A 23,506-nucleotide genomic window follows, 5' to 3' on the forward strand; every position below is an offset into this window, starting at 1 on the left:
CTTAGTTCTGTAGAGACTATGGTAACTTTTGGTTAAGTATATTATATGAAAATGCGTGTAAAATTCTAAAAAACGATAGGCCTATGAGATGAATGTGTAAAAAACTTATCAAGAGGTTGATTCCTCTACAATGAGCTGATGAAGCTTTGGATTTTAAATCTATTTATTATTAACCTTTTTATAATAATACGAAAAATGCAACAAAAACAGAATTGTGACTTTCCCTCAGGATGGAATGGTTCAATATCTCGAGTAACGAAAATCACTTGCGGACTACTCTTTTGCTTGACTACAGGAGTCTTTGCAGCGGGTGAAAATGTTGAATTGTTAACTTCAAATCGAATCGAAAATGCAGCGCCTGATCAGGTAGGAAAAACTGTTACTATTATGGTTCAGGACGAGATGGGGCCTGTTGTGGGTGCCAATGTTGTAGTGAAGGGTACGACAAACGGAAACATTTCGGATGTAGACGGAAAGGTCATCCTGCAAAATGTTCCGAACAACGCGACCTTAGTGATTTCTTATATCGGATATATCACTCAGGAAGTAAAAGTCGGAAGTCTTTCAACAATCAATGTGAAATTGGTTGAAGATGCTAAAACACTTGAAGAAGTAGTCGTAATCGGTTATGGCTCTTTGGATAAAAAACAGGTAACAAGCGCTATCACTTCTTTGAAGGCAGACGATCTGATGGTTGGTGTCAGTGGCGCCGATATTTCGGCTTCCCTGCAAGGTAAAATTGGCGGTTTGGTGATGTATAATTTAGGTAGTGCTAATGCCGGAACAACTTTCCAGTTACGTGGTATGACTTCTATCAATTCCGGAAAATCACCTCTTATCGTGATTGACGGTTTCCCGGGTGGTGATATTCGTTCGTTGACACAGGATGATATCAAGTCTATTGATGTTCTGAAAGATGGTTCTGCCGGTGCTATTTACGGTACTCGTGCGGCTGCCGGTGTGATTTTGATCACTACCAAGAGCGGTTCGGACACAAATGGAAAAGTGAAACTCACATATAGTAATGAGTTTACGAAAAAACAAAACTACAATGCTCCCGAAATGTTGTCCGGGCGTGAATATGCCGAACATAATATCGGTACGGATTACGGTTCGGACACAAACTGGTGGGACGAGATGATCAATAAGGATAATTTCTCGCAAAAACACCATTTGGCATTGGAAATGGGTACGGAAAAAGCACAGGTTTATACCTCTTTCTTTTATGAAAAGAATCAGGGTATCGCTTTGCAGGACGAACGCCAGGATTATGGCGGACGTGTGAATGCATCTTTCAAACTGTTAGACGACTGGTTGGAAGTTCGTCCGGCTGTGGACTATCGCCAGGCTGCCCGTAACAACCACTTCCCGAATTTCCAACAGGCCATGCGTAACAATCCGACCCGTTCGCCGTACGATCCGGAAAGCGAGACCGGTTATAATGTGTGGAACAACGAATCGTTGGACTATAATGTAGTGGCGGATGTTATGCTGGAAGATTTTTATGGATTGGATAAATGGTTCAAGCCGGAAGTAAACCTGAAATTGAATATCAAACCTATTCCGGGTTTGAACTATCAACAGATTGTCGGTTATGAAAACCGCCAATGGGAAGAACATAAATATTGGCCCAGAACGCATCGTAGCGAGATAGACAACTCCCGTAAGGGGCATGGCTATTTGGGTTTCAGCAAGACAGAAAATCTGACTTCGGAAGGATATTTCTCTTATGTAAAAGACTTTAGAGGAGGGCATAACCTGAATGCGACAGCCGGTTATTCTTATTTTGAGAAAAATGGAGAAAGTTTTGGTATGGATAACTATAATTTCTCAGTCGATGGTATCAAGTATTGGGATATGGGTCAGGGTAGCTATCTGTCTGATGGAAAGGCCGGAATGAGTTCCAGCAAATCGGTAACGGAACGTTTGTTCTCTTTATTTGCCCGTGCCAATTATTCTTATCAGGATAAATATATGCTTTCCGCCTCTATCCGACATGAGGGTTCTTCCAAGTTTGCTGCAGACAACCGGTGGGCAAACTTCTGGTCTGCAACGGCAGGTTGGCGTATTTCGAACGAAGAATTTATGAAAGACTTTACTTGGCTGGATGACTTGAAGGTTCGTTTTGGTTATGGTGTGACTGGTAATAACGACTTTAGTGCGACTTATATGGCTAATATGTTAGGCTCGGATACGAACTGGATGATGCCGAACGGCACGTGGGCTTATTCGTATGGAAAGTCGCAAAATGTCAATCCGAATTTAGGATGGGAAGAAAAGAAAGAATGGAACCTGGGTGTCGATTACTCTTTCTTTAACGGTCGTCTGTATGGAAAGTTCGACTACTATCGCCGTAAGGTGGAGAACTTGCTGTTCAGCGTAAAAGTCCCGCAGCCTCCTTATACACAAGGTAGCCAGATGCAGAATATCGGTAGTATGGAAAGTAAAGGTTGGGAATTTGAAGTCGGTGGCAACATTATCCGTACGAAAGATTTCACTTGGTCTTCCAATCTCAACTTGAGCCACAATACCGGAAAAATCCTGACTTTGGAAGGCGATAACTCGTATCATAACGGCAACGGTTTCGTAGCTCCGGGTACTCCGGGCGATGCCGCTCGTATGGAAGCCGGCTCGACAATCGGTTCATTCTATATTTGGAAGTTTGCCGGATTTGATGATGATGGCGGTTTTCTGTTGTATAACAAGGATGGCGAAGTGATCCCGGCTGCCCAGAAAACGGAAAACGACAAACAGTATATAGGTAACTATACTCCGAAATTGGTTATCGGATGGAGCCATACGTTAACGTATAAGAATTTTGATTTAGGTATTAACCTGCGTAGCTGGATTGATTTCGACGTGTATAATACTATTAATATGTATTATGGTATCCAGGGACAAGGCAACCTGAATGTGTTGAAAGACGCTTATGGCAAGTTCAACCATATCAAGGGTGAAAAGCAGGTTTGCGACTATTACCTGGAAGATGGTACATTCCTGAAGATCGATGCCATTACTTTGGGCTATACACTCCCGATGAAGAAATATACGAATAATTTGATCGATCGCATCCGTATCTACGGTACGGTTGGAAACGTATGTACGATTACGGGTTATAGCGGTATGAATCCGGAAGTCAATATTACCGGTTGGGATCAGGGTACGGAAAAATTCTGGGATACAGAACGCTTCTATCCGGTTACCCGTACTTGGACATTAGGTATGCAGTTTAACTTCTAATACAAGATTGTAAGATGAAAAAGAAAAATATATTCCAATTGTTTTTAGCCGGAGTGATCTGTCTGCTGTACACTACTTCGTGTAGCGTTGATCCTGAGTTTTATTCGCAGGTGGTTCCGGAAACATTCTATAGTTCTCAAGATGCCGTATGGCAGCGTTTCAACCGTCCGTTTACACACTGGCGTTGGTATATTGCCCATGATAATCCCCGTTGGGCGTTGCAAGAGTTGGGAACGGATGAATATTGCCTGCCGACACGCGGTAGCGACTGGTATGACGGGGCGAACTATCAGAAGTTCCACCATCATGAATATACGGAAGATATGACACGCGTAGAAACAGGCTGGACCAACTTCGCGATGGGTGTCGCTTTGTCTTGGGATGCATTGGAAGATTTGGAAAATGTCGATTTCGATGCGTTGGGTTTTCCTGAAGGTACACGCGAATCCATGTTGAACCAGCAGCGTACGTTGGCTGCCTCATTCTATATAGACGGCTTGGATTTCTTCGGTGGAGTACCTTTGTACACGACGACTCAGAGCGAGGTGAAAGGACGTTCGACGGATGTCGAGACTTTTAACTTCATCGATTCGTTGTTGAAAGTCGCCGTTCCGAATCTCCCGATCAAAGAAGAATTGGGTGGAATGGAAACCGGTTCGATCAACCGTGCTGCCGGGGCTGCTTTACAGGCTCGTCTGTATTTCAATGCAAAGTCTTATATCGGCAAGGAGATGTTTACGGAAGCGGCCCAGATTTGCCAGGATATTATTGACGGTAAATACGGCCAGTATGCTTTGGAATCGGATTGGACCAACATTTTCGGGTTCGATAATGAGAGATGCCCGGAAATAATCTGGTCTGTACCAAGCCAGAATGCAAAGACCGAGACAGATGCTATGTACTGGGGCTGGCAGGTTCCTTACAATTATAAGAACTATTTAGGCGGTCTGGAAGGTTCCGGTTCAGATAATGGTATCGGTTTGACTCCGAGTTTGGACCCGACCGGCAAGCGTTATCCGTATAAGTTGGGTGGGGCTTATGCCAAGTTCAATGATAAAGATATCCGGAAACAACCGTATGTATATGAAGGTAACGGCAAATATCGTGGAATGTTTATCGTTGGCAAATTGGTGAATCCGTTGAATCCTGAATGGGTTTGTACAGGTACGCGTGAGTATGCCGGCGAGGTCATCACGGTTGTCGACCAGGTAGCTTATTTTGCCAAAGTGGGAAAAGACCCGCAGTATCCGGATCTGGCATCCTTGCCTTCTACGATTGCAACTGCAGAAGAAAACTCTTGTGTACGTGTGACGAAACGCAGCCCGCGTCCTAATCAGGATGAGTTTAAGCGTAAAGGTGATCCGGATTGTCCTGTTATCCGTTTGGCTGAAATCTACTATATGTTGGCAGAATGTAAAATGCGTGCCGGTGACAAGCAGGGAGCAGCCGATCTGATCAATACGGTTCGTAAACGTTACTTTGAAGACGGAGTCGATCCGGATCCGGTGACTGCTGCTAATCTGGATAAATACCGTATGCTGGATGAATGGCAATTGGAGTTTTTAGCTGAAGGACGCCGCCGTACGGACTTGATCCGCTGGGATGCCTATGTGACGGAAGACTGGTGGGATCATAAGGCGACTAACAATCCGAACTTCAACCGTTTCCCGATCCATTACAGTTTGATCGGCGCTAATAACCTGTTGGAACAGAATCCGGGTTATGGTAGTAAATAAGACATAAATAACGATCAGTTCTTTAGATCTCTGAAAGGGAGAGGAATGGCTGCGGATAAGCGGCATCCTCTCTTCTTTTATTTTCAATCTGAAATAATGTTGCTATATGAAATGGAAAACACTTGCTTTCTGGTTGTTTGTCTTTACCGGGATTTACTTTTTCTTCTGCTCTTTTAATCCTTATTTCTATGGGCGGCAGGAAGAAGTGCAATTGTTTTTTCCTGAATGTAAAATCATTTGGGAGATGCTACGTGAACCAGGTGGTTTTTGTACGGTTTTAGGGCAGGCAATTGTGCAATATTATCCTGATTTGTCAGTGGCTTTGATTATTAATAGCTTTTTACTTTGTACTATCGGTTTTCTTAGTTATTCACTCCTGCAGGAAATAGCACCACGTGTTTATAACTTATTTTTAGCTTTAGTTCCGGTTTTCGGATTGATGAAGGTTCATATTCTTTCCGAATACGTGTTGGACGGGACGATCGGGCTCTGTCTGATGATGCTATTATTGTATGTTTTTGTACGTGTCCGGAGGGTGAGGACGCGATTTTGGTTTGGAATAGGCAGCACTGTGGCGCTTTATTTGTTGGCCGGGCAGTTGGCGGCGCTTTATGGGATCCTATTGGTTGTTTTGAGTTATTTATGCGGACGGGAGAAATGGTATCATTTGTTTGTTGCCTTATTGGCCGGGGTAGCCTTGACTTATGCCGGTATTCGCTTGGCTATCTGTATTCCGTTGACAGACGGCATTTATTCGGAGCGCTACCAGGAGGTGCAGATGCAGCCGGATTCTTATATCTATTTTGTATGGATACGTTTTACACTTCTCCTTTTTCTTCTTCTTTTGATTGGAACGGGTATGAAATATCTGCCTTGGAATAAAATTTTACAAAAGGTAATTGTGACTGGTTGTACGGTTGTTGTCCTTTTCTTTTTTTCCTCTTTCTGTTTACCGAATCAATATGATGTGCAAAACATGTTGATGGATAAATTGTCCGACCTGCAGCAGAAAGGAAATTGGGATGCGATCATTCAAATGCATCAGGGGGAAAAAGTAAGAAATTATATTAGCCTTAATTATCTGAATATGGCATTGGCGCAAAAAGGTCGTTTAGGGAATGAGCTGTTTCATTATGACCAGAGAGGCCCGCTAAGTCTTTTGGCTTCCTGGAACAGGACTTACTATATGAGCTGCCTGTTAAGCGATATTCATTATATGATCGGCGATATCAGCCTTTCCGAAGGATATGCAATGGAGGGCCTGACGCTTGCTAAACGGGGCGGGAGTCCGCGTATGCTTCAGCGATTGGTGAAAATCAGCCTGATACGGAATGACTTTGATCTGGCAAATAAATATTTGGATATACTCGACCGGTTACCCCATTATCGCCGGTGGGCGGAAATATATGAGGATTATGTTTACCACCCTGAAAGAATAAAGCAGGATAAAGAACTTTCGGCAAAAACTCTGTCTTCATCCCGGCCGGATAATTTGCTTTGCCTGATTGAACTCGACAGTCTTTGGATGGGACATATTGAGGAATCTGGCACAAACCGGATTGCATGGGAGTATTTAGGTTGTTCTTATCTGTTGGCAAAGGAGATGGAGAAGTTCAAGACGTTTTTGCTACGTACAAGACAACTTCCGGAGGGGCAATCTCTTCCTGTCCATTTTCAGGAGGCTGCTTTAGTCTTGGCTGTAGAAGATGTTTCCATTCTCGATACCGTACCGGTTCGCACTGAAATCTTACAGCGATATAAACAATTCCAGAAAGATATTTTGAAGATCAAAAATAGTAGCGACGGGTTCGTCTGGCTTTATCAGCAATATGGGGATACTTTCTGGTTCTATTATTATTGTAAAAAATTGAATGGATAGCATATGAATTACCTGTATTCTATATTATTGGCTTGTGCGGTTCTTTTTTCTGCTTGTAACGAGGTCTTACCCGATGCGAAAATGGCGGAAGGAGAAGTTGAGATATTTCCGGACTATAAGGAAGTCACTATTCCCTGCAATATCTCCCCTCTGAATTTTAAACTGAAAGAGCCTTCCAAAGCAATCCTTCATTTATCGGGGAAAGATCGGCAAATACAGGTGAAATCCGATCAGGGCTCTTTTCTGATACCGGAGAAAAAGTGGCGTAGGCTGTTGGAATCATCGGCTGGCGGAACAATAATGGCCAAAGTCTATATCTATAAGCATAATAATTGGTATCAATATGAAGCTTTTCCCATTCATATTGCTAAAGAAAAAATAGATCCGTATCTGGTCTACCGCCGTATCGCTCCAGGTTACCGGATGTGGAACGAGATGGGCATATATCAGCGTAATCTGGAAAATTTTACAGAGACTGCTTTCCTGAGTAATAAGCAAACGAACAATAGCTGTATGAATTGCCATTCCTTCTGTATGCAAAGCCCAGACCGGATGCTTTTTCACCAGCGTATGACACATGCGGGGACCTATATACTAATAAATGGCAAAATCGAAAAACTCGATACGAAACTGGAACAAACCATCTCTGCATTGGTTTATCCCTATTGGCATCCCTCCGGACGTTTCGTGGCTTTCTCAACGAACGAAACGAAGCAAGATTTTCACCTTTCGGATGCCAACCGGATAGAAGTGTTCGACAACAGATCGGATATCGTCGTTTATGACGTCGAAAAACATGAGGTTTTTACTACTCCGCTACTGTTTTCCGGGGAGAACATGGAAACTTTCCCTGCTTTTTCGCCGGATGGGAAGCGATTGTATTTTTGTTCTGCACCGGTTAGGCAGATGCCTGAATCTTATCGGGAAATCAAATATAATCTGTTGAGCATTGCATTTGACCCGGAAACCCGCGTGTTCGGACATGAAATAGATACGCTTTATAATGCTGTCCAGGAAGGTCGGAGTGCTAAATTTCCACGTATCTCTCCCGATGGTCGTTATTTGATGTACACGCTTTCGGATTACGGTAATTTTTCTATTTGGCACAAAGATGCCGATTTACGTCTGTTGGATTTGACTTCAAATAAAACAGATACTTTAGCGCAGGTGAATAGTGATGATGTAGAAAGCTACCATTCGTGGAGTAGTAGTAGCCGGTGGTTTGTGTTTAGTAGCCGGCGGGAGGACGGATTATATACGCGTCCTTATATTTGTTATGTCGATAAAAATGGCGAAGTAGGGAAGCCTTTTTTATTGCCTCAAAAAGAACCGGACTATTATGAGTTGTCACTCTTTTCTTTTAATATACCGGAGCTTGTTAAGGGGAAAATCAAAACAGATACTTATAAGCTGATCGATATTAGCAAATATGGAGCAACGACCGGAATCTCCTTTGTAAGGTAAATTGACTGTCTATACGCTGTTAAATATCTTGTGAATGCAATTAATACCGTAGTTTTCATAGGACTATGGCTTTTTAATAAATGCGTCATTTATCGTAAATGAAAATTAATTAAAAACACTTTTATTCATCTTGCTCTAAGATGATCGTTAGGGTTATATCCTCTATCGGATGCAAAATTAAATAAAATACTTAAATAAAATAGCCGAATCCGAAAAAAGTTTAGAGATAACAACTCTTCTATTTCTGTTTATTGTGTATAATATACTATTAAGTAGATACTTATGTGTGTGTAAACTTTTTGTGTTGATAAAAAAATAGACCTTTATTCTTCTTCTCTCATCTAAACAACATCCTTATTAAAGAATAAAAATACCATAGTCCTATGAAGACTATAGTCTTTTTTCTAAAATGTATTTATTAAAAATAGTTTGTGTTAACAATTTAAATTTACGGGCCTATGATATAAAAATAGAGATGACTTACCCAAAGGTTTTATGCCTTTTTATTAAGCTTATGAAGCTTATTGTTTAAAAACTATTTATTATTAACCTTTTTATAATAATACAAGAAAATGCAACAGAAACAGAATTGTGGCCTTCCCTTGTTGCGGAATGGTTCAATATCTCGAATTACCAAGATTACTTGCGGATTGCTTTTTTGTTTGACGACAGGAGTTTTTGCCGCCGGTGAGAATGCAGAATTACTAACCTCTAATCGAATCGTGAATGCTGCTCCCGACCAGGCAGGAAAGACTGTAACTATTACGGTGCGGGATGATATGGGGCCGGTTGTTGGCGCCAATGTTGTGGTAAAAGGAACAACGAACGGGAATATCTCGGATATGAACGGTTTGGTCGTGTTGGATCATGTCTCCAACAATGCGGTATTGGTTGTTTCCTATATCGGCTATGTAACCCAGGAAATCAAAGTCGGAAATCAAAAATCCATTAATGTCAACTTGGTTGAAGACTCACAGGCTTTGGCCGAAGTCGTCGTTGTCGGTTATGGTACGTTGGATAAGAAACAGGTGACGAGTGCTGTCACTTCTTTGTCAGACAAGGATTTGACTGTCGGTGTCAGCGGATCTGATATCTCGACGGCATTGCAGGGCAAGATCGGCGGCTTGGTGATGATCAACAATGGTGACCCTAATGCATCGACTACTTTTCAGCTGCGTGGTATGACTTCCGTGAAGGCGGGCAAATCACCGCTTATCGTAATTGATGGCTTTCCCGGAGGTGATATCCGCTCCCTGAACCAAAATGATATCAAATCCATCGACGTATTGAAAGATGCCTCTGCCGGCGCTATTTACGGTACACGTGCCGCCTCGGGTGTAATCCTGATCACGACAAAGAACGGCGCGAACACGGACGGTAAAGTCCGGATGACTTATAACACGGAACTTCGCAAGCGCCAGTCCTTTGGAAAGCCAGAAATGCTTTCTGCATCGGAATATGTGGAACATGGTTGCGGTATTGATTACGGAGATGATGTGGATTGGTGGGATGAACTGTTGGAGAAAGGCAATTTCTCGCAGAAACATAATCTTACACTGGAAGCCGGAACCGATAAAGCGCAGATATATACCTCTTTTTTCTATGAAGACAATGAAGGTATTTCGATCAATAACTCCCGTAAGGACTATGGCGGACGTATGAACACCAGTTTCAAGATGTTTGACGACTGGTTGGAAATCCGCGCAAATGTTGACTATCGCCAGGCAGATCGAAACAATAACTATCCGAATTTCCAGCAGGCCCTGCGTAATAACCCGACCCGCTCGCCGTATGATCCGGAAAGCGAAACTGGCCTGAACGTCTGGACGAACGAATCACTGGATTATAACGTTGTGGCAGATGCCCGCCTGAGTACTTATAACGGTCTGGACAAATGGTTCAAACCGGAAGCTACCTTTAAACTGAATGTGAAAGCAATTCCCGGATTATCCCTGCAGCAGGTTCTCGGCTATGAAAACCGCCAGTGGGAATACCACTATTTCCGTTCCAAGAATCATCGTGATGAGATCAATAACTCCCGCAAAGGATATGCCAAGCTGGAATTTAACAAAACAGAGTACCTGACATCGGAAGGTTTTGCTACCTATATCAAGGAGCTCAACGGCGGACACAGTCTGAACGTTGTCGGCGGTTATTCCTATTTTGAAAGAAACGGTGAAAGCTTTAGCGAAGAGAACTATGATTTCCCGGTAGATGGCGTTAAGTACTGGAATATCGGTTCGGGTACTTACCTGAGCGACGGTAAAGCCGGTATGAACTCCAAGAAAGAGATTACCGAACGCTTGTTCTCTATCTTTGCACGTGCCAACTATTCCTACCAGGACAAATATATGTTGATGGCTTCTATCCGCCACGAAGGTTCTTCCAAGTTTGCCGAAGACAATCGTTGGGCTAACTTCTGGGCGTTGTCTGCCGGTTGGCGTATCTCCAATGAAGAGTTTATGAAAGATATCAAGTGGGTCGACGACTTGAAAGTCCGTTTCGGTTATGGTGTAACCGGTAACAATGACTTTGGTGCCGACTATACCGCTAATACGTTATCTTCAGATGCCGACTGGATGCTTCCTAACGGCTTGTGGGCTAAATCATACGGAAAATCCAAGAACCTGAACCTTCAGTTAGGTTGGGAAGAAAAGAAAGAATGGGACGTAGGTCTCGACTATTCTCTTTTTGACAACCGCTTGTATGGTAAGTTCGACTACTATCGCCGTAAGATCGACAATATGCTGTATGAAATTAAAGTGCCGCAGCCTCCTTATACGCAAGGTAATATGTGGAAGAACATCGGAAGCATGGAAAGTAAGGGATGGGAGTTTGAAGTCGGAGGCGAAATTATCCGCACAAAAGATTTCAGCTGGAGCTCGAACCTGAATTTAAGCCACAACACGGCTAAAGTTCTGACAATGTCCGGAGATAACACGTACTTGAGCGCTTCCGGTTTCCCTTCTCCGGGTAACCCGGGAGACGCCCACCGTCTGGAAGCCGGTACGACTATCGGTAGTTTCTACATTTATAAGTTTGCAGGTTTTGACGACGACGGAAACTTCCTGCTGTATAATAAGAATGGCGAAATAATCCCTGCCGACCAGAAAGTAGAGCAAGACAGAAGATACATGGGTAATTATATGCCTAAGGTGATTTTAGGCTGGAACCATACGCTGACTTACAAAGAATGGGATTTAGGTATCAATCTGCGTAGCTGGCTGGATTTTGATGTCTATAACACAATTGACATGTATTTCGGTATCCAGGGGGTAGATAATTGCAACGTGCTGAAAGACGCTTATGGCAAGTTTAACAATATCAGAGGCGAAAAGCAGCAGTGTGATTATTACTTGGAGGACGGTTCGTTCCTGAAGATCGATGCGATCACGTTGGGATATACGCTTCCGCTTCGGAAATATACGAAATTTGTGGATAATCTGCGTGTATATGGCACCGTGCATAATGTTGCGACTATTACAGGATATAGGGGCATTAATCCGGAAGTAAACGTTTCCGGTTGGGAAGGCGGTATCGACTGGTTCAGCGGTATCTATCCGCAAGTGCGCACCTATACATTAGGTATTCAGGTTAAGTTCTAATGAGTTGTAAACAGTAAAATGCTAAAAGAAAAATGAAAAGGAATAAATTAAATTATATAGCAGCTGTAGCACTTTTTCTGGTAGCCGGTGCTTCATGCAGTATTGATCCTACTTACTATTCAGAAGTTGTGCCCGATACGTTTTATGCCTCACAGGAAAATGTCTGGCAACGGTTCAACCGCCCTTTTACCCATTGGCGCTGGTATCTTGCCCATGATGCACCCCGGTGGAATATGCAGGAGTTCGGTACGGACGAGTTTTGCTTGCCTACGCGCGGTAGCGACTGGTATAACGGAGGTGTCTTCCAGAAATTCCACCACCATGAATATACCGAAGATATGACCGAGATTGAAACTGGTTGGACAAACTTCGGTATGGGCGTTGCATTAGCTTGGGATGCACTGGAAGATCTGGAGAAAATAGATTTCGACGCCTTAGGCTTTAAAGAAGGCGTTCGCGAATCCATGTTGAACCAGCAAAAGGCACTGGTTGCATCTTTCTACATAGACGGTCTGGATTTCTTCGGAGGCGTTCCTTTGTACACGACGACCCAGACGGAGGCAAAGGGACGTGCCACCGCAGAGGAAACATTTAACTTCATCGATTCCCTGCTGACGGAAGCGATTCCGAACCTGCCGTTGAAAGAAGAACTGGGCGGATTTGAAAAGGGTAGTATCAACCGCGCTGCCGGTGCGGCTCTGAAGGCCCGCCTGTATTTCAATGCGAAGTCTTATATCGGTAAAGAGATGTTCAGCGAAGCGGCTGTGATTTGCCAGGATATCCTGGACGGGAAGTATGGCCGGTATGCCTTGGATACGGACTGGACCAATATTTTCGGTTTCGACAATGAAACATCTCCTGAAATTATTTGGTCCGTGCCGAGTCAGAATGCAAAACTGGAAACAGACGGTATGTTGTGGGCCAACATGGTTCCCTATAACTTCAAGAACTATCTGGGAGGTCTGAAAGACTCCGGTTCCAACAACGGTTGCTGTCTGATACCCAGCCGTGATCCGGAAGGAAACCTTTACAAGTTCAACCTCGGTAATCCTTACGAATCGTTCAACGATAAGGACGTGCGTAAGCAACTCTATGTCTACGAAGGAAACGGTAAATACCGCGGTATGTTTATTGTCGGCGAGCTGAGAAATCCGTTGAATCCGGATTGGGTTTGTACGGGCGACCGCGAGTATAAAGACCAGGTGATCGTAGAACGCGACCAGATTGCCTATTTCGCCAAAGTCGGAAAGGAATATGCAAGCGTGAAAGACCTGCCCTCGACAATCGCTACGGCTGAAGAAAGTTCCGGCGTACGTGTGACGAAGCGCAGTCCGCGTCCGAACCAGGATGAATTCAAGCGTATGTTCGACCCGGACGTTCCAATCATCCGTATCGCAGAGATCTATTATATGCTGGCCGAATGTAAGATGCGCGCTGGTGACAAGCAGGCTGCTGCCGATCTGATCAACACCGTCCGTCGCCGTTATTTTGCTGATGGAGTCGATCCGGATCCCGTAACTGCCGCTAATCTGGATAAATACCGGATGCTGAAAGAATGGATGGTGGAATTCTTGGGTGAAGGCCGTCGTCGTACGGACCTGATCCGCTGGGATGCTTACGTGACCGAAAACTGGTGGGATCATCAGGCGACAAACAATCCGAACCTGAACCTCTTCCCGATCCATTACACGATCATCGGAGCTAATAACCTGATCGAACAGAACCCGGGTTATGGCGGCAAAAAATAAGAAACAATAAATATTCTTTAGGCCTTGACATGTGGGGGGAGAGACACCGATTGGCTGTCTCTCCTCTTTTTTTTCGTTCGGCATGTCTTATTGGTCGAAGAAGCTACTTTTGCGTGAAGGATGTGAATGATGATTTAGCGACGTTGTTTTAGGGCTTACGAGGGAGCCTTATTGTATAAAACGTGTTTTTTATCTCCAAAAGAGATCCGAAACCGAACAAATGTCGCCCCACTTTTCAGCTATCAAAAAGGGGCCTTTTCCTATGATCCGGCACCTTATCGCCGTGAAGAGGGACTTTACCCCTCTGATCCGGAACTTTATTGCTCTGAAGTCGGACTTCATATAGCACAAAGTCAACCATCAGAGCGATGAAGCGTTACTTCACGGCAATTTTCTGCGCACCTCACGGCAACAAGCCTCCAAAATTTTCTTTGGATATTTGGAACGCCGTCCGCCTTCGTTCGCAAATATTCGATTCTCCGGGAGTTAAGCTTTATCACATTGACGGTGTTTCCGGTTTCCGGCAATCAAATTGCACGCTTTTCGGAATGGGCTCGGCACCTCATTTCAGCTATTGTCAGCCGAGCCGGTTAAAACAGTGAAAAGAGTCAATCCAAAATTGATCAGGATTTCGGACGAAATAGAAAAATGGCTGAAATAGGGGTTATTGTATTTTTTTAATTTGCAGAAGGTCTAAAATTCTTTATCCGTCAGGAAATCGATCATCCGTATGATTGCGCGGCTACATGCCGGGCAGAACGGGGCGTAATCGCGCATCATGCAGTGATCCATAGGACGGTAGATACCTTTGGAGATGTAGCCACCGCCTTCGAATACACCGGCTTTATCCTTGTGTGCTGCGTCGAGTGGGGTCGGAACAGGAGTATTGGCCGGCAACAGGTCTTTCCATTTGCTGTCGAAGTCGACCAATGTCGTGATGTTCGGTTCCCACGGTTCGTATTTCAGGTTATAAAAATCCTGGTAAGCCACTTCCGAGGAGAAATACTCGTCAGCTAATCCGGCGAAACTATGTCCGAATTCGTGTGTAAAGACATCCGGTGTGCGGGCATTATCAGCCGTTCCGCAAGCATAGAAGTTATACATACCGCCACCGCCGTACATATCCGTATTGATCAACAGGAAGACCGCATCGCAGGGTACGTTCCAAACGGCATCGCGGATCGGTTTCATATCCTGGGTCGTCAGGTAGCGGTCTACTCCGAACGTGTAATAGCCGGAGTTGAGAGCCGTGTTCTTGAAAATGCCTTTGCCGGAAATATCTGTGCCTGATTCTTCTGAAACCAGTTCGACAGCCCAGACATTGAAGTCATTGCGACGTGTTGTGAAAGGAGGTGTTGCGAATAATGCTTCTGTGAAGCGCTTGGCATCGGCTACGAATTTTTCCTGTTCGGCAGCCGTGTAGCCTTCCGCGATAAAGACGAGGTCTACTTTTTCCGATGAATCCCCGTTATTTTGTATCTGATAGACTTTGTTCTCTTTTAGTTTTCCCCTGTCAATAAAGATACTTTTCGGATCGACTTCCTGTTTCAGCAGCGGGTGGAACTGCATATCGGCTTTGTCCCGTGCCGTGATTTCTACATAAACGGGAGCTTTTGGATAAGGGATGGAAGCGCTGTTCGTCCAGGACTGTGTTTCCGTTTTAGCCTGTTCCGTCGAACGCCATTCTTCAAACAAGGTGTTGAAGCCACGTGAATAAATCAACTTATTGCTCGTTTTGTCATACACGTTAATATAGTAACCGCCATAATTGAACTTGTCGATCAGGTTCTTTACCGGACCGCCCCATGTCGGCTCTTCGCGTAGCTGCTGGATGGCGGCTGCCTGGAATTTGAGATTACCGCTTAGTGCAAAGTCTACCCGGAGACTTTTCTTTTCAAAATATTTATCGAAGTCATTCTGCGCAAATACAGAAATGCTACAGAGAATGGCGATAAGCAAGAGTGAAATCTTTGTTTTCATATTAGTATGCGTTATATGTGTAATTCATATTCGCAAATATAAGGTTTTTTGTAGAATTGGCAGTGACAGCCGACTGCTTTTCCCAAAAAGGTTTGGCGACCAAAACAGAATATACCAAATGAACGGCCAACTGTCAACTGCTTTTCTCTATTGTGAATCAGTGTTTGCTCAGATATCCGGAAACACCTTCGTTCGTTGCCTTCATCGCGTCTTTGCCTTTCGACCAGTTTGCCGGACAGACTTCGCCGAACTCTTCGAAGTGCTGCAAGGCGTCTACCATACGGATCGCTTCGTCCACGTTACGTCCTAACGGCAGGTCGTTGATTACATAGTGACGGATTTTGCCCTCCTTATCGATCAGGAACAGACCCCGGTAAGCAACAGGGGCGCCTGTGGCAACCAGTTCGCCTTCTTCGTTAGTCAGATAGTCGGCTGCCAATACGCCGTAGTTTTCTGCAATTGTTTTGGAGAAGTCTGCAACGATCGGATATTTCACCCCATGAATACCGCCTTTGTTCTTATCCTGATTCAACCATGCAAAGTGAGAAAATTCGGAGTCGACGGAGCAGCCGACCACTGCAACATCGCGCTTCTCAAATTCACCCAGCTTTTCCTGGAAAGCGTGAAGCTCGGTCGGACAGACAAACGTAAAGTCCATCGGATAGAAGAACAGGACGACATATTTCTTCCCTAAGTATTGTTCCAGGGAAAAGTCTTCAACAATCTGATTACCGTTGATAACGGCGGGAGCATGGAACTCCGGCGCCTTTTTACCTATTAATGCTTTCATATTACTAATGTGTATTGTGTATTTAATATTGTCATAACAAAGTATATGCTTCCTTTGTTCCTTGGGACTTTTTCTTTTGGTAATGTTATTTAAGTCCAATATGTGTCCATTGTATTCAAACTTTGATTTACTTTGCATAAATCCTATACAAAACACAGAATATCATGGATGAGACTTCAGCTAAACAAATACTTTTAACAGACTTCTTTACTTATTATCCGGCAGGGGGAGCCTTGTATGACAGTGAGGGAGCTTTGTTGGAAATAAATAAAATCATGTACGAGAAGTTTGCTATTACGGATAAGCATGATTTCGTGTTGAATAATCTTTTTGAAACGGATTATTTATCAGACTTGCAGAAGAATCATCTGAGGAGTGGAAGTGTGTTGGCGGGTAATCAGCCGCTTGGATATTCCATTATTCCGGGGTTTGACAGCGAGGGGAATACTATCGGTTACACCTTGTTGTTGACTGATACCGAATCTTACAATCCGGATCGGGATATGATGCGGTATGACAGCAAGATGAAGGAACTGAAAGATATTTCGGATAAGGTCGCCCAGTCTGTCCCCGATACGATCCTTTTGATTAATAATCAGTTGGTGGTAGAACGTATTATCACTTATGCTTCCGAAACTTGCATTACGCCGGAGGCCTTGAACCGTCGTATAGATGACCTTCCCGGATTTATCTATCCCGAAGCCATAAAAAGGAAGATCGCTTCTGTTGTTCAAAAGAGCCTGGACACTTCGGAAACGGCCAATATGGAATTTTCAATTCCCGGGCACGATGCACCGGTTGTCTATTTTAAGTTGAGGCTGGTCCCGATTCAGCACAAATATGTGGTGGCTTATATCCGGAATGTCTCGGATATGGTGGAGAAGGAAAAGGAAAACCGGCATTTGTCTCACCAACTATCCGAAAGCCGCAGCATGATGGAACTTGCTCTACGGAACAGCCATATTTCGACTTATTCTTTTAATTTCGACTTGTTCCGCGCCTGTGATAAGGAGAGTTGCAATCATTGCTTTCAGTTTTACGGTGCAAATAACGAATTGTTGGAACGAAACCGGTATATCTGCCGTGCCTTGTCTGTGTTGCGCCATCCGGAAGACCGGCAGGACTTCTTTCTTTTGTTCAATGAGATCCGCGATAAGAACCTGGAGGAACATTCGGTTAACTTCCGTTTGAAAAACGATTATGATGATCAATACCGGAGTTATGAAGTTATCGGTAAAGCGTTGGAAAAGGATGCTGAAGGCAAAACGAATCTGATTGTCGGTTGCGTGATCGATAACCAGAAACATGTGGAATATGAAAATTCACTGATTAAAGCCAAAGAGAAAGCTGAAAACGCTGATCTGCTGAAATCGACATTTCTTGCAAATATGACACATGAGATCCGTACTCCTTTGAATGCGATTGTCGGCTTTTCCGATCTGTTGAGTCTGGAAGAAGATCCTGAGCTTCGGGAGACTTATACGGGACTGATCAAGGCAAACAACGAATTGCTTCTAAACCTGATCAATGATGTCTTGGACATATCGAAAATCGAGTCCGATATGCTGACATTTACTTATACAGATGTTCATTTGCCTTCGATGATGCATGAAATACATCAGACGATGCAATTTCGTGTCCCGGAAAACGTCATGCTGATATTGGACCCTTGTCCGGTAATAACTTTAAATGCAGATAAAAACAGGGTTATGCAAGTGCTGATCAATTTACTGACGAATGCAACCAAATACACGGAGAAAGGAAATATCCGCTTCGGTTATGGTATCCGGCGTAACTTTGTCCGCTTTTATGTTACCGATACAGGCCGGGGCATCCCGAAATCCGAATTGGGAAATATCTTCGGCCGTTTTGTCCAGTTGAAAGGAAATAAACAGGGGATCGGTTTGGGCTTGGCCATCTGTAAAGGGCTGGTAAGTAAAATGGGAGGAACGATATCCGCTACTTCTGATGTGGGAAAAGGATCGACGTTTAGTTTTACGTTACCGTTAAATCCGTGATAATCATTAAATGTCATGAAAAGAATTCGAGTAATAGTCAGCTTGTTGTTATGTATAACGTTCTGTAGTTATGCGTTGGGAGAGGAAAAGAAAAATCTGAATATTGTCTTTATCGGGAACAGTATTACGCAAGGAGCCTTATTGGAAGATCCCAGGCATGATGCGCCCCCTGTGAAAGCAGCCCTTTTTCTGCGTAAACAGCCGACGGGCGGAACTGTCCGTTATTCCAACCAAGGTGTGAGCGGAAGCACGACTCTCGATTTTCTGCCCCAAAACGAATCTCTTTTCCCGAAAGTTGTACAGGTAGCCGATCAGTTCAAGGATGAGACTTGGGCAACTTTGATTTTTTCCATTATGCTCGGAACGAACGACAGTGCCATTACCGGACCGAACGGTGCTCCCGTTTCTCCTTCCGATTATTACGGGAATATGAAGTCGATTGTTGACAGGCTGTTAGCTCTGTATCCGGATTGCAAGATCGTATTGCATCGTCCGGTCTGGTACAGCCCGAATACTTACAACGGCGCTAAATATCTTGAAGAGGGATTGAATCGTCTGCAAAGCTATTATCCGCAGCTGCAAGCGTTGGTGCTCGATTATTCCAAACGTTTCCCCGGACAGGTCTTTATGGGTGATACGGAAGGCTTCGATTATTTCAAAACTCATTATGAAACTGAATTATTCCCCGAAGAAGGAAATGCCGGTACTTTTTACCTGCATCCCAATAAAAAAGGCGCAGCCGCCTTGGGGGAACTTTGGGGGAAAGCCATACAGAAAGTAATTGGAAATTGACAATGGACAATTGACAATTAAAAATGTGAGCGCGAAGCTAATTGTCCATTGTCAATTATCCATTGTCAATTGGAAAAAGATTTATCTTTTTCCCAGTCTATGGTCAAGGATGCCGACATGGCATTCGCCATAATTCTTCAACTGTTCTACGATTTCTTTGGCTGTGGATTCTTCTTCAACCTGTTCGCGAACGAACCAGAAAAGGAAGTCTCTTGAAGCGTGGTCTTTATCTTTTTCTGCGATATCGACCATTTTGTCGATCAGTTCGGAAACGTAGCATTCGTGTTTGTAGACATGTTCGAATACTTCTGTGACGCTTCCCCATGCAGTCGGAACAACATTGATCTGGCCGATGGTGACGTTGCCGCCCCGGTCGATAGCATAATCGATCATTTTATGGGCATGTTCCAGTTCTTCTTCCGCTTGTTTTTTCATCCAGTGAGCGAAACCGTTCAGTCCCAATTTCTTGAAATGTACGGACATGGAAAGATACAAGTTTGATGACCACATTTCTGCATTAACCTGTGCGTTAAATGCTTCAGATAATTTCTTGCTTAAAACCATAATTCTGTTTCCTTTCTTTCAGTTAGATTTATAATACAATACAATTTTATACAGGCAAAGATATAGATAAAAAAATAATGGTCTGCTTTAACCGGATATTATTTTTCCTATAAAACAAACCATTATAAGCTTTAGTTTATACGGGCGGACGATTATTTGATTTCAATAATCTTTTCAGCCTTCTTAATGTCTTCCTCACTCTTTTTCGGGATGATGATGTTCAACACACCATTCTCTACCTTTGCTTCGATTTTATTTTTCTCGGCATTGTCAGGAAGAACCATTGTCTGTTGGAACTTGCTATAAGAGAATTCACGTCTCAGATAGCGTCCGTCTTTCTTGTCTTCGTTCTTTTCTTCTTTTTTCTCCATCGATACGACCAAATTGTCGTTTTCGTCGATACGGATGTTGAAATCATCTTTTGTCATGCCCGGAGCAGCAACTTCTACTCGATAGTCCTTTTCCGATTCAATCACATTGATGGCTGGAGCTGTAGAGTTTGCTTTAATCATCCAGTCGTTGTCAAACAAATCATTGAATACATACGGTAACCAATTTTGACTTCTTCTCATCGGTGTCATAATACAGTCCTCCAATTATTTAGTTAAACATTTATTTTATTTCTGCTTTCGTCTCGTTTCCGACCCGGAAGCATTATACTTACTTCAAACAATATGCCAAAGCAAAAGGATGAAAATCTGACAGTTAAAGAATGTTTTAGTATGAGAAAGATTGACAGAAAATGAACCATTTTGGCAGATAGATAGAGGTGGAAAAGTAATAACTCTTATCTTTATCCCCTGATTCTTATATTATCAAGAGTATGAAAAAGAAAATAGAAGCCTTCATCGGGCGTTTGCATATTGCAGTCCGGCATAATCCGGTCGAAGTGATCCTTACAGCTTTGTTTTGCTGTTTTGGCTGTGCATTGTATGAGACGAATAACACAAGACTGATGGCCGTAGTTCCTTATTTTCCGGCTTTCTTCCTGATTACTTACAGTCTAAATTCCCTGACGGAAGGAAAACGCTGGCGGTTTGCTTATTATCTGTCTTTGCTATTCTTTATACCGTTTTTCTGGAGGGAGAAAGATGCCTGGTCTGCCTTTTACTTGGTGACACTCGTCGTGGTCCAACTGCTTTATCTGGTTTGTGACTGGAGACGTGATAACGAGAGATTTGTCAGGAAAGGGCTTCGTTATCTCCGGGCTATGTGCTCGGCGGGATTATTAGCGATGATTGCCTGGCTATTGTCCGTGTCCATCTATTATTCGATCCAGTATATTTTTGAGATATGGCAATATGGAGACCGCCGGTTTATGGCATATTCGTCGAGTATTGCGTTTGCCGGTATAATGCCGTTGCTATTCCTTCTGTTTAACCAGGGAAAAGAAGAAGAAGGGAGTGCAGATAAATTGTTTAATGTATTGCTCAACTATGTCCTCTCGCCGGCACTGTTGATATATGCGGTCATTTTGTATCTCTATTTTATTAAGGTGGCGGTTTTATGGTCTTTGCCTAAAGGGGCGGTTGCGTATATTGTCGTCAGTTTTATATCGGCTACCTTTATTCTGAAGGGTTGTCAGCCATTCCTGAAAAGAAGATATTATGACTGGTTCTACCGGCATTCCAGTTGGGTGGTGTTTCCTGCACTGGCCATGTATTGGATAGGGGTTTTCTATCGGATTAATCAGTATGGATATACGGAAGCGCGGGTTTATCTGGTGGCGGTGGGAGCTGTCCTGACAGGGATTGCCTTGTTGTTTTTGACCAGGCGTACGGGGCATTATCTGTATGCGGCCGTGCTTGCCGTCATTTTGCTATCGGCGGTAACGTATATACCGGGCATAACAGCAAAGGATATAGAACGGATTTCACAGGAGAAACGGGACAATTATCCGATCCGGGAAAACTTCGGAAATTATTATGAATACATCTCCATTTCCGATTATTCGCCTTTGGATATTACAGGCTATGAAACGCTTCAAGCCGTAGGCCGTTATGACGAAGGCCCTATAAACAGCATGATGCAGGCGGATACCTTTTATTTATGCGACAAAAACTTACAGGTGATTTTTGAAGAGGAAAAGGATTCCCTTCTTGTCCGGCAGATGGAAAAAGCAGGACTGGCTCCGACCGATTCGATTCCGGAAGATTTATATCCGTCTATCCTTCGACTGGATATGGATTCAGCCCTGTATGTATTTGGGGAGATTTCTGCTTATCGCAGTTCGCCGGATTCAGCTTATACAGTCTCGCATATGGGTGGAGGTTATTATCTGAAAAAAAGCTTACCTTTGCCGACTGATAACAAATAGCAAGCATGAAAAAGAATAATCAGAAAACTTTGTTTTCCGCACCCGACGGGAAGTCTTATCTGGTCCCGTTTCTGTTGATCACCAGCCTGTTTTTATTATGGGGCTTTGCTCACGGGCTGTTGGACGTATTGAATAAACATTTTCAGGGAGTCTTTACCATGACAAAAGCGGAGAGCGGTCTTGTGCAGTTCTCTACTTATATCGCCTATTTCCTGATGGCGCTTCCTGCCGGTATGTTCATGAAGCGGTTCGGCTATAAGAAAGGAATTATTTTAGGATTATGCTTGTTCGCCATAGGGGCGTTCGCCTTTATTCCGGCGGCTTATCTGCATTCGGCTTCCCCGTTTTTAGTCGCCTTGTTCGTGATTGCCTGCGGGCTGTGTATTTTAGAGACGGCGGCGAATCCTTATTCCACGGTTTTAGGGCCGAAGGAGTCGGGTGCGCAACGATTAAATCTTTCCCAGTCGTTTAACGGATTAGGTTGGATTTTAGGTCCGCTGGTTGGCGGTATGCTGATTTTCGGTGGGGCGGAAGATGATCCGTTTACGCTGACAAAACCTTATATCCTGGTTGGTTCGATTGTCCTGCTGGTCGCTATTCTTTTCTTCTTTACCAAATTGCCGGAAGTGCAGGTGGAAGAAGAAACGGATGGGCATGTAAATGAAAATGCATGCCCATCCGCCGGAATTTTCATGTGGAGGCATCCGCAGTTTGTCCGGGCCATCGTTGCGCAGTTCTGCTATTGTGCGGCGCAGACGGGGATTTTTAGTTTCTTCATTAATTATGTGACGGAGGTCGATTCCTCTATGACGAATATCGAGGCTTCGCGTATCTTAGCTTTCGGAGGAATGGCATTGTTTATGATCGGTCGTTTGTCCGGCAGTTTTACGATGAAATGGATGAAGCCTGCCCGTCTTCTGACCTGGTTTGCATTGGCGGATGCGGTTTGTATGGCGCTGGTAGTCGTTTCCATAGGTACTATTTCGTTGTATGCCCTTTATCTGTCTTTCTTTTTTATGTCTATCATGTTTCCGACAATTTTTGCCCTCGGCCTGGAAGGAATGGGTGCTTATACGAAGAAAGCCTCTTCTTATATTGTGATGGGAGTGGCTGGCGGTGCCTTTGCCCCGATGTTGATGGGGTATATCGGTGCGGAAAATATGGCGATCGGATTCGTGATTCCGCTTGTGGCATTTCTATATATCCTGTTCTTTGCACTGAAATGCAAAAAGGGGTAGCAAAAAAGGGGGTTATTGTAAAAAACGTATTTTTCAGGCTCGAAAGACAGTTGAAAGCAAACAAATGTTAACTCGCTTTTCAGACGTCAAAAAGTAGCTTTTTCCCTTTTTTCGGGAGTTTTTTGCCATTGCGAC

Annotated in this window: 14 protein-coding genes; 10 read left to right on the forward strand and 4 right to left on the reverse strand. The window is 43.8% G+C overall.

Translation table 11 applies throughout. The features are described 5' to 3' along the window. Positions 1 to 195 precede the first annotated feature (195 nt). The 6 genes from DWU89_RS02600 to DWU89_RS02625 all read left to right on the forward strand — a co-directional run bounded on the left by DWU89_RS02600 (position 196) and on the right by DWU89_RS02625 (position 13,672). A complete protein-coding gene (locus tag DWU89_RS02600; RefSeq protein ID WP_115498118.1) occupies positions 196 to 3,240 on the forward strand; it encodes a SusC/RagA family TonB-linked outer membrane protein in 3,045 nt (1,014 codons plus the stop codon). 14 nt (positions 3,241 to 3,254) lie between these two features. Further along, positions 3,255 to 4,976, forward strand: coding sequence for a RagB/SusD family nutrient uptake outer membrane protein (locus DWU89_RS02605; RefSeq protein WP_115498119.1), 1,722 nt, complete (start codon positions 3,255 to 3,257; stop codon positions 4,974 to 4,976). 106 nt (positions 4,977 to 5,082) lie between these two features. Continuing rightward, positions 5,083 to 6,855: a DUF6057 family protein gene (locus tag DWU89_RS02610; protein ID WP_115498120.1), complete on the forward strand. Its 1,773-nt coding sequence runs from the start codon at positions 5,083 to 5,085 to the stop codon at positions 6,853 to 6,855. Between the two features lie 3 nt (positions 6,856 to 6,858). After that, on the forward strand, positions 6,859 to 8,319 hold the full coding sequence (locus DWU89_RS02615) for a TolB family protein (protein WP_115498121.1): 1,461 nt from the start codon (positions 6,859 to 6,861) through the stop codon (positions 8,317 to 8,319). Positions 8,320 to 8,891: 572 nt separating this feature from the next. Next, on the forward strand, positions 8,892 to 11,924 hold the full coding sequence (locus tag DWU89_RS02620) for a SusC/RagA family TonB-linked outer membrane protein (protein ID WP_115498122.1): 3,033 nt from the start codon (positions 8,892 to 8,894) through the stop codon (positions 11,922 to 11,924). 32 nt (positions 11,925 to 11,956) lie between these two features. Next, positions 11,957 to 13,672 (forward strand): RagB/SusD family nutrient uptake outer membrane protein, encoded by a 1,716-nt coding sequence (locus tag DWU89_RS02625; protein WP_115498123.1) that lies wholly within the window; start codon positions 11,957 to 11,959, stop codon positions 13,670 to 13,672. Positions 13,673 to 14,365: 693 nt separating this feature from the next. On the opposite strand, the gene DWU89_RS02630 is transcribed toward DWU89_RS02625, so the two are convergent. Both DWU89_RS02630 and DWU89_RS02635 read right to left on the reverse strand, forming a co-directional pair. Continuing rightward, positions 14,366 to 15,652 carry a M64 family metallopeptidase gene (locus DWU89_RS02630; RefSeq protein ID WP_115498124.1) on the reverse strand — a complete coding sequence of 429 codons (1,287 nt, stop codon included), beginning with the start codon at positions 15,650 to 15,652 and terminating at the stop codon, positions 14,366 to 14,368. A 157-nt stretch (positions 15,653 to 15,809) separates the two neighbouring features. Further along, positions 15,810 to 16,442, reverse strand: a complete 633-nt coding sequence (locus DWU89_RS02635) for a peroxiredoxin (RefSeq protein WP_115498125.1) — start codon at positions 16,440 to 16,442, stop codon at positions 15,810 to 15,812. Positions 16,443 to 16,606: 164 nt separating this feature from the next. Between DWU89_RS02635 and DWU89_RS02640 the strand changes: the two genes are divergently transcribed. Then, entirely contained in the window at positions 16,607 to 18,460 is a 1,854-nt protein-coding gene (locus DWU89_RS02640; RefSeq protein WP_115498126.1) for a PAS domain-containing sensor histidine kinase, read from the forward strand. Positions 18,461 to 18,475: 15 nt separating this feature from the next. Then, entirely contained in the window at positions 18,476 to 19,252 is a 777-nt protein-coding gene (locus tag DWU89_RS02645) for an SGNH/GDSL hydrolase family protein (RefSeq protein WP_115498127.1), read from the forward strand. Between the two features lie 81 nt (positions 19,253 to 19,333). Here the strand turns inward: DWU89_RS02645 and DWU89_RS02650 are convergent, their stop codons facing one another. Together DWU89_RS02650 and DWU89_RS02655 are read right to left on the reverse strand one after the other, a co-directional pair. After that, positions 19,334 to 19,816 carry a ferritin gene (locus DWU89_RS02650; RefSeq protein ID WP_115498128.1) on the reverse strand — a complete coding sequence of 161 codons (483 nt, stop codon included), beginning with the start codon at positions 19,814 to 19,816 and terminating at the stop codon, positions 19,334 to 19,336. 152 nt (positions 19,817 to 19,968) lie between these two features. Continuing rightward, entirely contained in the window at positions 19,969 to 20,397 is a 429-nt protein-coding gene (locus DWU89_RS02655) for an Hsp20/alpha crystallin family protein (protein WP_115498129.1), read from the reverse strand. A 242-nt stretch (positions 20,398 to 20,639) separates the two neighbouring features. On the opposite strand from DWU89_RS02655, the gene DWU89_RS02660 reads away from it, so the two are divergent. Next, positions 20,640 to 22,133 (forward strand): DUF4153 domain-containing protein, encoded by a 1,494-nt coding sequence (locus DWU89_RS02660; RefSeq protein ID WP_115498130.1) that lies wholly within the window; start codon positions 20,640 to 20,642, stop codon positions 22,131 to 22,133. 5 nt (positions 22,134 to 22,138) lie between these two features. Beyond that, positions 22,139 to 23,371: a sugar MFS transporter gene (locus tag DWU89_RS02665; RefSeq protein ID WP_115498131.1), complete on the forward strand. Its 1,233-nt coding sequence runs from the start codon at positions 22,139 to 22,141 to the stop codon at positions 23,369 to 23,371. Positions 23,372 to 23,506: the final 135 nt, after the last annotated feature.

This window comes from Parabacteroides acidifaciens (assembly GCF_003363715.1).
In the GTDB taxonomy this organism is placed as follows: domain Bacteria; phylum Bacteroidota; class Bacteroidia; order Bacteroidales; family Tannerellaceae; genus Parabacteroides; species Parabacteroides acidifaciens.